6 protein-coding genes are annotated in these 11,117 nt (G+C 71.0%); 4 read left to right on the top strand and 2 right to left on the bottom strand.

Annotation, left to right across the window (positions count from 1 at the left end; all coding sequences use genetic code 11):
• Both VFL64_RS07180 and VFL64_RS07175 read left to right on the top strand, forming a co-directional pair.
• Positions 1 to 254: hypothetical protein (locus VFL64_RS07180; protein WP_489539692.1), on the top strand; the 254-nt coding region annotated here is incomplete at its 5' end.
• Positions 251 to 826 (top strand): hypothetical protein, encoded by a 576-nt coding sequence (locus tag VFL64_RS07175; protein WP_489539691.1) that lies wholly within the window; start codon positions 251 to 253, stop codon positions 824 to 826. The genes VFL64_RS07180 and VFL64_RS07175, both read left to right, overlap by 4 nt.
• 7 nt (positions 827 to 833) lie before the next feature.
• Here the strand turns inward: VFL64_RS07175 and VFL64_RS07170 are convergent, their stop codons facing one another.
• Together VFL64_RS07170 and VFL64_RS07165 are read right to left on the bottom strand one after the other, a co-directional pair.
• Complete coding sequence (locus tag VFL64_RS07170; RefSeq protein ID WP_489539690.1) at positions 834 to 2,261, bottom strand: phospholipase D-like domain-containing protein; 1,428 nt, start codon at positions 2,259 to 2,261, stop codon at positions 834 to 836.
• Between the two features lie 33 nt (positions 2,262 to 2,294).
• Positions 2,295 to 2,453 carry a DUF3309 family protein gene (locus tag VFL64_RS07165; RefSeq protein WP_489539689.1) on the bottom strand — a complete coding sequence of 53 codons (159 nt, stop codon included), beginning with the start codon at positions 2,451 to 2,453 and terminating at the stop codon, positions 2,295 to 2,297.
• Positions 2,454 to 2,701: 248 nt separating this feature from the next.
• Between VFL64_RS07165 and VFL64_RS07160 the strand changes: the two genes are divergently transcribed.
• Positions 2,702 to 2,944: a hypothetical protein gene (locus VFL64_RS07160; RefSeq protein WP_489539688.1), complete on the top strand. Its 243-nt coding sequence runs from the start codon at positions 2,702 to 2,704 to the stop codon at positions 2,942 to 2,944.
• Between the two features lie 3 nt (positions 2,945 to 2,947).
• On the top strand, positions 2,948 to 11,117 hold an 8,170-nt coding region (locus tag VFL64_RS07155), incomplete at its 3' end, for a GH36-type glycosyl hydrolase domain-containing protein (protein ID WP_489539687.1).

Genomic DNA, 11,117 nt, shown 5'->3' with positions numbered 1-11,117 from the left:
TGAAGTCCATCGGCCTGTGCCTGGTCGGCGTCTCGGCGGCGCTGGGCGGCGTGGCGCTCATGCTCTGGGCGGTGATCCCGCCGGCCGAGATCCACGCCCCCTGGGCCTTGCTGGTCGCACCCCTGGTGCCGCTCGCGGCGGCCGGGGTGTGCTGGTGGATCGGCAGCGCGCGTGGCCCCGCGGCCTTTGAAGGCGTGCGGCAGCAGATGCGTGCCGACGTCGCCATGCTGCGCGAGGTGAGCACGCCCTCATGAACGACTCCTCGCCCGCCCCTCTCTCAGGCCCGCATGCGCTGCCCTCGGCAGCTGAGCGGCTGGCCGCTTCGCGCGCTCGCCTGCTCCAGACCATGCAGGCCTCGATGCCGCCCGCGCGCGCCCAGCACCCGCCGGGTGAACTGCCGGCTTGGCTGCACGGCATTGCAGAGATGCCTGTGGTCGCCGCCGTGCTCGAAGCCGTGCGCGGCTGGTGGTCGCACCACCCGATGCGTCTGGCCACGCTCGTGGCAAGCGATGCCGGCAAGACCCTGATCCGGCCTCTGGCGCAACGCCACCCGCTGGCGCTGATCTTGGGGGCCTTGATCGTCGGCGGCCTGCTCGTGCGCGTGAAGCCCTGGCGAGGCCTGCTCAAGCCGGCGCTGTTCGCCGGGCTGCTGCCGCAGATCATGTCCAAGGTGATGGCGCACGTGCCGGTGCAGTCGTGGCTCTCGGTGCTGACCACGTTCACCGAACCGCCTTCATCAACCTCTTCGTCATCTCCACCGCGGAACGATGCTCAGGCGCCCGAGCCCGCATCGGCCGAGCGCGCTCCCGGCTCGACGCTTCACTGAGCCGGTCTCACAGCCAGTACTCCCACATCTTCGCCAGGATCTCCTTCATGCGCGGCCCGATCGGGCGGCGCTCCCAGGCTTCGAGCGTGATCTCGTCCGACTCGGCCAGGTCCTTGTCGAACAGGGCCTGCACCTGGCTGCCGAAGTCCGGGCCCAGCACCACGGCGTTGAGCTCGTCGTTGTGCAGGAAGCTGCGCCAATCGAGGTTGGTCGAGCCCACCGTGGCCCACACGCCGTCGATCAGCGCCGTCTTGGCGTGGAGGATCACACCCCGCCGCTCGTAGATCTTCACGCCGGCACGCAGCAGCTGCTCGTAGTAGTTGCGCCCGGCATGGAAGATGAGCCACGAGTCGGTCTGGCTGGGCAGGATCATCTTCACCGCCACGCCCCGGCTGGCGGCCGCTTCGAGTGCGGCCAGCAGTTGCGGGTCCGGCGCGAAGTAGGCGTTGGTCAGGTGGATGCTGGTTTCGGCTGCACCGATGGCCGACAGCAGGGTCGCGTAGATCAGCGCATAGGGTTCGTCGGGCGAACTGCCGATGGCGCGCACCACCTGCTGGCCCACCGTCTGCGGCGGCGGGAAGTAGTTGCGCGGCATCAAGGGGTCGCCTTTTTGCTTGACCCAGGTCGAGAGAAAGAGCCGCTGCAGCTCGGCCACCGCAGGGCCTTCCACCTGCAGGTCGGTGTCGCGCCAGGGCGGGCCCGGGTCCTTGCCGGCATCCTTGCCCGACGACGAACCGCGCGAACCCGACTTGAACGACCCTCCTGAATAGACACTGCTGATGTTGATGCCGCCCAGGAAGGCAATGCGCCCGTCCACGATCAGCAGCTTGCGGTGGTCACGCTGGTTCAGCTCCCAGCCCTTGCGGGCCGTGGCCGGGTTGACCGGGTTGAACTCCAGCACGTTGATGCCGGCGTCGGACAGCCGCTGGAAGAAGTCCTTCGGCGTACCGATCGTGCCCACGCTGTCGTGGATCAAGTTCACCTGCACGCCGGCGCGCTGCTTGGCGATCAGCGCCTGCGCGAACTTGTGGCCCACGTCGTCGTTCTCGAGGATGTAGGTCTCCATGTTGATGTGGTCGCGCGCGCCCTGGATGGCCGCGAACATGGCGCGGTAGGTGGCCGGGCCGTCCACCAGCAAGCTGACCCGGTTGCCGGTGGTCAGCGGGCTGCCGACGATGGCTTCTTCCACCGCCAGGTGGCGCTCGAAGATGCCCGTGTCCTTGCCGCGCGCCGCCAGGCCTTGCAGCACCAGCTTGCTCTGCGCGGGCGACAAAGGCCCGCGCGCGGTCTCCAGTTGAACCGGGGTGCGCGCGGTGCTGGGTGCGTCGTCGTAGGGCAGCACCGTCGGCAGGCTGCTGCAGCCGGCCAGCCCCGCCACAGCGAACGCAAGCAGACACAGCCACCCCGCAGGCAGCGTGAACCGAAGCGGGCTCATCTCAAGCGATGCGATTCATGCGTTGGGCCGACGTCATATCCGGCCCATCAGCAAGAGCACCACCAGCACGAGCACCACCAGCCCGAGGCCACCGGTGGGACCGTAGCCCCAGCCGCGGCTGTGCGGCCACGCCGGCAGCGCGCCGATCAACAACAGGATCAGGACGATCAACAGAATGGTTCCCACGCTCATGGCTTCTCCTTGTGCAGACCGGTGGCGGCGCGGCATCGCGCGCAACGCCTCGGCAGGATCGTCATCGCAGCCTCGCGGGCCCGCCATCGGCAAGGAACGCCTTCGGCTGTGAGCCTTGGCCTACAAGGCATGCAGGCTTTCGGTGCCGTCTCTCTCGATGTAGGGCAAGTCCGACAGCGTGCGCAGGCTGCGTCCGATGGGTGGTACCGCGCCCGGGCCCTACAGTGAATCGATCCTCGGAGCCCACCATGAATCCACCAACGACTGCCACCCCCACCTGGACCACTTCTTCGTTCGGCGACCGCACGCACACCCTGCCGATGGAGTTGTCGGCATTGGGCGAACACATGGCCTCGTGCAAGGGAGTGCATGGCCACCTGTTCGCACTGCAGTGCGTCGGCGAGGTGCTCAACCGCTTCATCGCACCCCGCTTCGTGACCACGCTGGTGATCGCCACCTGCGCCATGGGTGCGGCGGCGTTGTTGCTGTGACCCATGGCCGATTCGGCGCTTGCGCGCCTGCTGCCGGAGGCGCCCCCGCCGCTGCTGCGCATCCTCGACGGCGAGCGCGGGCCTGTGCAGCCGCCCATCCGCTCCGAGATCTTCGGCCTGGAGCGCTTCGCGCAGCACGGCCGCAGCCTGGGTGAGACCCACCGCGCTGCGCGCGCGAGTTGGCGTTCGGCGACCTTCTTTCCCCGCGTGCGCAGCAACATCCGCACGCTGCGCGAAGCGCACGACTACATCGGCCTGCAGGCCAGCGGCGGCTACGACATCAGCCCCGCCGGCGAGTGGCTGCTCGACAACTTCCACCTCATCGACGCGCAGCTCAAGGAGATCCACGAGGGCCTGCCGCGCAGCTACTTCCGCAACCTGCCGCTGCTGATCGACGAGCCGCTCGCCGGCCTGCCGCGCGTGTACGGCGTGGCCTGGGCCTTCGTGGCCCACACCGATGGCGCCTTCGACGAAGAGTTGGCGCAGCGCTTCCTCGGCGCCTACCAGGAGACACGGGAACTCCATCTCGCCGAGCTGTGGGCGCTGCCCACCACCCTGCGCGTGGTGTTGATCGAGAACCTGCGCCGCCTGGCCGAGCGCGTGGCCATCAACAAGGCGGCGCGCGAGGCGGCCAACCTGTGCTGCGACCACCTCGAGCGCTACACGCTGCCCATGCTCGACGAGTTGCTGACGCTGCTCGAACAGCGCGGCGTGCGGCGCATGTTCCTCGGGCAAATGGCGCAGCGCCTGCAGGATCGACGCTCAGATGCCGATGCCGATGCCGACCGCGCCTACCAGGACTGGCTGAATGAAGCCCTGCCCGACCTCGCCGCGCTGCGCGAGCAGCAGGCTGCCGACCAGGCGGCCGACAACCTGAGCGTGAGCAACGCCGTCACCTCGCTGCGAACCATCGGCGACGCCGACTGGCCCGACCTCATCGCCCGCACCAGCACGCTGATGCGGCTCCTGCTCGGCTCCCCCGTGTTCGAGGCCGAACACGCCCACACCCGCGACCAGACGCTGCACGGCATCGAGGCGCTGGCCCGCCGCAGCGGGCGCGGCGAAGTGGCTGTCGCGCAGACGCTGCTCGGCCTGATGCGCGAGCACGCGGCCGGCGACGCCGCCGATCCCGAGGTGGCCGTGGCGGGCCACTGGCTGCACGGCCCCGGCCGGCCCGCCCTGCTGCAGGCCCTGGGACTGCACGAAGCTGCGTGGCCCGCGCTGCGCCAGGCCATGTTCCGCTGGGCCTTGCCGCTCTACCTGGGCACGCTGCTGGCCACCCTCACGGGCGTGACGTGGCTGCTGCTGCGCCACCCGCACGCACTGGCCGACACCGGCATGCCACTGTGGCTCAGCCTCCTGGCGGCAGCTGCGCTCGTGTTCCCCGTCTCCGAAGCGGTGGTGGCGGTGATCAACCGCCTGATCAGCGAATCGGTGCGCCCGCAGCATCTGCCGCGGCTGGCGCTGGCAGAAGGCATCCCACCCGAACACCGGGTGCTGGTGGTGATCCCCTGCCTGCTCAGCAGCGATGCTGCCTGCCGCGAGTTCGCACACCGGCTGCTGCTGCACCACCTGGCCAACCCCGAGCGGCACGCGCAGTTCGCGCTGCTCAGCGATTGGGTGGACGCCGATGCGCAGCACCTGCCGTCCGACACCGACCTGCTCAACATCGCGCGTGGGCAGATCCGCGAACTCAACGCACGCCACCCGGCGGCGAGCGGCGACCCGCCGCGCTTCATCCTGCTGCACCGCGAGCGCGAGTTCAGCGAGAGCGAGCAGCGCTGGATCGGCTGGGAGCGCAAGCGCGGCAAGCTGGAGCAGCTCGTGGCCGTGCTGGCCGAGGGCACGCCCGGCCCCTTCATGGACCTGGGCGTCGACTCCCAGCTCGCACCCGGCACGCCCTACATCCTCACGCTCGACAGCGACACCCAGCTGCCACCCGGCCGCCTGCGCGAGCTGGTGGGCGTGGCCGCGCACCCGCACAACCGGCCGCGCCTCGACGAGCTCACACGCACGGTGGTGGGCGGCCACGGCATCCTGCAGCCACGCACCGTGACGCCGCTGCCGGCCCCGCGCGACTTCACGCTCTACCACTGGCTCTTTGCCGGGCAGTGCGGCATCGACCCCTACAGCGTGGCCAGCTCCGAGGTCTACCAGGACGTGTTCTGCGAAGGCACCTTCACCGGCAAGGGCCTGCTCGACGTGCGCGCCATGCACGCCACGCTGCACGAGCGGCTGCCCGAAGGCCTGGTGCTCAGCCACGACCTGCTCGAAGGCTCGCTCGCGCGCAGCGCCGCGGTGACCGACATCACGCTGATCGAAGACGCGCCCTTTCATGCCGACGTGGCCGCCTCGCGCGTGCACCGCTGGACGCGCGGCGACTGGCAACTGCTGCCCCTCTTCCTGCAGCCGCGCCGCTACCCGCTGCGCGCCGTCAACCGCTGGAAGGTGTTCGACAACCTGCGCCGCTCGCTGGTGGCGCCGATGTCGCTCGTCTTGCTGGTGCTGGCGCTCGGCAGCGGCGTGATCTCGCCCTGGACGGCCCTGGCGGTGGTGCTCGCCGCCTTCTGCGGCGGGCCCTTGATGGGCTCGGTGGCCGGCTTCTCGCCCAGCCGCGACGACGTGGCCAAGACCCACTTCTACCGCCGGGCCGCGGTCGACCTGTTGCGCGCGGTGTGCGCCGGCCTGTGGCACCTCGCGCAACTGATGCAGCACGCGCTGATGTCGGCCGATGCCGTGCTGCGCGCGCTCTACCGCATGCTCGTCAGCCACCGTGGGCTGCTGCAATGGACCACCGCGGCCGCCGCGCAGGCCGCCGCCCAGACCGAGCTGCGCGCGCTGCTGCGCACGCACTGGGTGGCTCCGCTGGCGAGCGCGCTGCTGCTCGCTGGCCTGCTGGCCAGCGGCACCCCGCACCCCGTGCTCGCCACCGTGCTGTGCCTGCTGTGGGCCGCCTCGCCGGTGTGGACGTGGTGGGTCAGCCGCCCGCGCCCCACCAGCGAAGAGGCGGCGTTGCCCGCCGACGAGCGCGAGCACCTGCATGGCATCGCGCGCGACACCTGGCGCCTGTTCGAGCGCTGCGTCGGCCCCGACGACAACCATCTCCCGCCCGACAACCTGCAGACCGTGCCCAGCGACATGGTGGCGCACCGCACTTCGCCCACCAACATCGGCCTGTACCTGCTGAGCACGGCCTGCGCACGCGCCTTCGGCTGGATCGGCACGCAGGACATGCTGGCACGCCTGGAGGCCACGCTTGGCACACTGCACCGGCTGCAGCGCCACCGCGGCCACTTCCTCAACTGGTACGACACGCAGACCGGTGCCCCCTTGCTGCCCATGTACGTCTCCACGGTGGACAGCGGCAACCTGTGCGGCCACCTGCTTGCCGCGGCCCAGGCCTGCCTGTCGCTCGCCCGCGCACCGCACGACAACAGCGCCAACGTTCGCGCATTGCAGGCCTCGCACCGGCAGCTGAGGCCGCTGCTGGCGCACGTGCCGGAGCTGTTCTCCGCCGAATCGACCAGCGCCCTCGCACGCGCATTGGCCTGGACCGACCCGCTCGCCGAAGCGCAGCGCAACAGCGGCGAGATGGAGCAGGTGCTGCGTGCCGCCCGCGACGAGCTCGCCGCGTTGCTGCCCGAGACTGTGCAGGCCAGTTCGCCCGCCCTGCCCGGCTGGCGCGACGAACTGGCCTGGCACCTGGCCGACCACCTCGCCACCCTGCGCTCGGTGCTGCGCGACGCCAAGGCCGACACGGCACCCGCCGAGACCATCCGCCGCCTGCAGGCACTGGCTTATGCCTTCGAGCAGCTCGCGTGGAGCGCGGAGTTCGGCTTCCTGTTCCACCGCAAGCGCCACCTGTTCCACATCGGCTACCGCGTGGCCGAGCAGCAGCTCGATGCGGGCTTCTACGACCTGCTCGCTTCCGAGGCGCGGCTGACCAGCCTGCTCGCCATCGCCAAGGGCGACGTGCCGGTGCGCCACTGGGGCTCGCTCGGCCGGCCCTTCTACGCCGTGGGTGCGCAGGCCGGCCTGCGCTCGTGGTCGGGCTCGATGTTCGAGTACCTCATGCCCAGCCTCGTGCTGCACGAGCCGCATGGCAGCGTGCTGCGCGATGCGGGCCACGCGGCCATCCACGAGCAGATCGCCTTCGCCCGTGCGCACGCCGTGCCCTGGGGCATCTCGGAGTCGGCCTACGCCGGGCGCGACCACACGCTGGCCTACCAGTACGCACCGCAAGGTGTGCCGCGCCTGGCGCTGCGCCGCACGCCCACCGACGAGCTGGTGATCGCCCCCTATGCCACCGCCTTGGCCTCGCTGATCGCGCCACGCCGCGCGGCGGCCAACTTCCACACCTTGCAGTCGCTCGCGGCCCGTGGGCGCTACGGCTTCATCGAGGCGCTGGACTTCACGCCCGCACGGCTCTCGGGCGGCGAGAGCTTCGCGCCGGTGGGCACCTTCATGGCCCACCACCAGGGCATGAGCATCGTCGCCCTCGCCAACGTGCTGCTCGACGGCTTGGTGCAGCGCTGGGGCATGGGCAACGCGCACATCGAGGCGGTGGCTTCGCTGCTGCACGAACGCGCGCCGCGCGAGGTGTCGATGCTCTACGAGCCGCTTCCCCTGCCGCCGCAGGCGCTGCACAAGCGCGGCCCGCGCATGCTGCGCGAGGTGGTGCCCGGCACCACGGCGCTGGAGCCCACGCACCTGCTCTCTAACGGGCGCTACAGCGTGGCCCTGCGCGCCAACGGTGCCGGCTGGAGCCGCCGCGGCGCGACCGGCCTGACCCGCTCGCGCGACGACGCGCTGCGCGACGCACTGGGCAGCTTCTTCTACCTGCGCTGGGGCCCTCAGGCGCACCCGGTGTCGATCACCCAGCACCCCGCGCCCGACGAACAGGCGGACTACCAGAGCACCTTCCACGCCGACCGCGTGTGCTTCGACGCAAGCTGGCCGGGCGTGCAGGCCCACGCCACGGTGTGGGTCAGCCCCGAGGACGACATCGAGTTCCGCCAGATCGAGCTGCGCAACCTGGGCGAGCGCGCGCTCGAGATCGAGCTGATCTCTGCCTTCGAGGTGACGTTGGCCGACCCGCGCGCCGACGAGAGCCACCCCGCGTTCTCGAACCTCTTCGTGCGCGCACAGTGGCTGTCGGCCCAGCAGGCGCTGCTGTTCGAGCGCAAGCCGCGCCTGGCCACCGAGCAGGGGCTGCTGGCGGCGCACTTCCTGGCCGAGACCGACCCACAGGTGCGCAGCGTGCGCGTGCAGACCGACCGCCAGCGGTGGTGGGGCCGCAACCGTGCCGTCAGCCGGCCGCAGGCGGTGTTCGACGAGCCGCCCGCCGATTCGCCCGACGCGGCCACGCTCGACACCGGCCTCGACCCGGTGTGCGCGCTGTCCGTGCGCCTGCGCATCGCGCCCCAGGCCAAGGCGAGGCTGACCTTCGCGACCAGTGCCTCCGACTCCGAGGCCACGCTGCGTGCGGTGATCGACAAGTACCGCCAGACCATCCACGTGGAGCGCGCCTCGCTGATGTCGGCCACGCTGACCGGCATCCGCCTGCGCACTCTGGCGCTGAGCGCCGAGAACTTCGCCGCCATCCAGACGCTCACCACCGCGCTGGTGCTGAGCCTCACCCGGCCGCAGAGCGGGCCAGCGCGGCCCGAAGGACGCGAGGTGTGCGACCGGCGGCTGCTGTGGCGCTTCGGGATCTCGGGCGACCGGCCCATCGTGCTGGTGTCGGCAGGCGTGACGCAGTCGCTCGGCCTGCTGCGCTCGCTCGCGCAGGCCCTGCGCGTCTGGGCCTGGGGCAATATCGCCTGCGATCTGGTGGTGGTGAACGCCGAGCCCGCCTCGTACCTGATGGCGCTGCACCGCGAGGTCGCTGCGCTGCGCGACCGCCATCTGGCCGAGAGCGGCACCCAGGGCACGCCGGCCAGCACCGGCTTCCACCAGCTGCGCGCCGACGAGCTCACGCCCGAGGAGCTGAGCACCCTGCACTGCCTGGCACGCGTGCGCCTGCATGCCGACGGCCGCCCGCTGGTCCACCACGTGCAGGAGTGGGTGGCCCAGCACGAGCAGGCCTTCGACGAACGCCATGCCACGTCGGCCGTGGCCGTGCCGGTGAGTGGCGGGCCAGCGCCCGAGGCCGAATCCAGCGGCGAGTTCTCGGCGTCGAGCGGTGAGTTCCGCTTCGACGCAGGCGCCGAGGGCCGGCCCGTGCGGCCGTGGATCAACGTGCTCTCCAACCCGCGCTTCGGCGCGCAGGTCTCCGAGGCCGGCGGCGGCTACACCTGGGCCGTCAACAGCCGGCTCAACCAGCTCACCGCCTGGTCCAACGACCCGGTGGCCGACCCGCCCTCGGAGTGGTTCCTGCTGCAAGACCGCAAGACGCGAGAGGTGTGGAGCGCCACGCCCTCGGCCTGGGGCGACGAGCGCCTGAGCTACCGCGTGGCGCACGGCCAGGGCTACAGCGTCGTGCGGCATCGCCGCGGCGAGCTGGAGGTCTCGGCCACGTGGTGCGTGGATGCACAGGCCTCGGTCAAGCAGGTGCGGCTGCAGCTCGTCAACCGCGGGCAGCGCACGCTGCAGCTGCGCCTGATCGGCATCGCCGAATGGGTGATGGGTGCGAACCGCGCCGACCGCGGCAGCGTGCGCACGGCGCAGTTCACGCAACGCCTGCCCGAGGGCAAGCTCACAGCGCTGATGTGCACGCAGCTCGACCGCTCAGCCGGCTTCGGCGAGGGCACGGCCTTCCTCGGCCTGGCCACGTCCGACGACGACATGCCCGACTGGACCTGCGACCGCCGCGAATGCTTCGACACCGGCGGCCGCTTGCGCATCCCCGAGCGCTTCGGCCAGGAGCAAGGCCTGGGGCTGGACCCGTGCGCGGCGCTGAGCACGCGCGTGTCCATCGCGCCTGGCGAGTCGGTGCAGCGCGTGTTCCTGCTGGGCTACGGCGATACCTCTGGCGCCGCGCGGCAGCTGGCCACGCAGGCCGCAGCCGCGCCGGCCGACACCCGCCTGGAGAGCGCGCGCAAGCAATGGGACGATTTGCTCACCGCCACCACCGTCCAGACCCCCGACCCGCTGTTCGATGCCATGGTCAACCGCTGGCTGCTCTACCAGGCCGTGGCCTGCCGGCTGTGGGCCAAGGCGGGCTTCTACCAGGCCGGCGGGGCCACCGGGTTTCGCGACCAACTGCAAGACGCCATGGCCCTGGCCTGGGCCGCGCCGCAGATGCTGCGCGACCAGATCCTCGTGGCGGCCTCGCGCCAGTTCCCCGAAGGCGACGTGCAGCACTGGTGGCACGCGCCGACTGGCGCCGGCGTGCGCACGCATTTCTCCGACGACCTGTTGTGGCTGGCCCACGCCTGCGTGCACTACCTGCGCAGCACCGGCGACACCGCGCTGCTCGACGAGCGCGTGTCCTTCCTCGAAGGCGCGGCCATCCCCGAAGGCGCCGAAGACGCCTACTACGTGCCCACTGTCAGTGCGCACCAAGCCACCGTCTACGAACATGCTGCGCGTGCCATCGACCACAGCTTGCGCACCGGCGCCAACGGCCTGCCGCTGATGGGCACCGGCGACTGGAACGACGGCATGAACCGCGTCGGCCATGAAGGCCGCGGCGAATCGGTGTGGCTGGGCTGGTTTCTGTGCCACCTGGTAGACGGGTTTGCGCCCATCGCGCGCGCGCGTGGCGAGGAACCCCGCGCCGACCGCTGGGAGGCCGCCGCACGCGCCTGGCGCAGTGCACTCAACGGCCCGGCCTGGGACGGCCAGTGGTTCAAGCGCGCCTTCTTCGACGACGGCTCTCCGCTCGGGTCGCACGTCAACCTCGAAGCCAGCATCGATCTCATCGCCCAGGCCTGGAGCGTGCTGGCACAAGCGGCGCCCGTGGCCCTGCAGCGCATTGCCATGACCTCGGCCGACGAGCTGCTGGTCGACCACGAGGCCGGCCTCATCAAGCTGCTCGACCCACCGCTGGCGCTGGAGCACGGCCTGCGCTTCGGCGCCCACGGCCTGCCGCTGATGGGCGGTGGCGACTGGAACGACGGCATGAACCGCGTCGGCCACGAGGGTCGCGGCGAGAGCGTGTGGCTCGCCTTCTTCCTGTGCGAGGTGCTGCGCGAGTTCGGCCCGCTCGCGCAATTCCACGGCGACGGTG

Source organism: Rhizobacter sp., from assembly GCF_035702065.1.
In the GTDB taxonomy this organism is placed as follows: Bacteria; Pseudomonadota; Gammaproteobacteria; order Burkholderiales; family Burkholderiaceae_C; genus Rhizobacter.
Note: the sequence above shows the minus strand (reverse complement) of the source record. Positions and strands in the feature narration are given on the sequence as shown.

Excerpts from the sequence above, each read along its gene's own strand:
- VFL64_RS07170 (WP_489539690.1), bottom strand. The coding sequence starts at position 2,261 with ATGAGCCCGCTTCGGTTCACGCTGCCTGCGGGGTGGCTGTGTCTGCTT.
- VFL64_RS07160 (WP_489539688.1), top strand. The coding sequence starts at position 2,702 with ATGAATCCACCAACGACTGCCACCCCCACCTGGACCACTTCTTCGTTC.
- VFL64_RS07165 (WP_489539689.1), bottom strand. The coding sequence starts at position 2,453 with ATGAGCGTGGGAACCATTCTGTTGATCGTCCTGATCCTGTTGTTGATC.
- VFL64_RS07175 (WP_489539691.1), top strand. The coding sequence starts at position 251 with ATGAACGACTCCTCGCCCGCCCCTCTCTCAGGCCCGCATGCGCTGCCC.